The following is a 601-nucleotide window of genomic DNA, read 5'->3' on the forward strand; positions in this document are numbered from 1 at the left end:
CAAGTTTTACCGGCGAAAGCACACGGGTTTCATAACCCCGTCGGTGCCTTTCGCAGAAAGGCGGATTATACGGATGAAAGAACATTATCAGGGCCTTGGGCACATCGCCGTTTATACAAAGAACATGGACGAGAGCATCGCCTTCTATGAAAAGATCGGCGGCGCCCTCCAACAGCGCTCGTCCATCCCCACGCCGGACGGCGATAAACTGCTGGCGCTGGTGTCCTTCGGCGGCTTCACCCTGGAGCTGATCCAGTCCCCCACGCCCATGCCGCTGACCGAGGGCAACGTCCCCCATTTCGCGGTGTATGTGGACGACCTGGACGCCGCCGCAGCGGAGCTGAAAGCCCTTGGCATCGACACCTTTATGACGCCGGAGAAAAAAGTCCTGCCGGACCTGTTCGGCGGTTTGCAGAACTGGTTCTTCACCGGTCCCTCCGGCGAGCAGATCGAGCTGCTGCAAATGCTGTAATACTATTTTCCAATAAAAAGCAGATACTTTTTATTGGAAAGGCGCCGCTTAAAGCGTCGCCCATCTGCGCAAAGAGCGCAGATGCCGTCTCATGCAGACTCCGACGCGCTGACGCGCTATGAAAAGCAG

Annotated in this window: 1 protein-coding gene; it reads left to right on the plus strand. The window is 56.7% G+C overall.

Going from position 1 to position 601, the window contains the following annotated elements; translation table 11 throughout:
* Window positions 1-73: 73 nt before the first annotated feature.
* Window positions 74-472, plus strand: a complete 399-nt coding sequence (locus tag JQM68_RS13635) for a VOC family protein (protein WP_235223564.1) — start codon at window positions 74-76, stop codon at window positions 470-472.
* Window positions 473-601: the final 129 nt, after the last annotated feature.

It is taken from the genome of Oscillibacter valericigenes, from assembly GCF_021531435.1.
Lineage (GTDB): Bacteria > Bacillota > Clostridia > Oscillospirales > Oscillospiraceae > Oscillibacter > Oscillibacter valericigenes_B.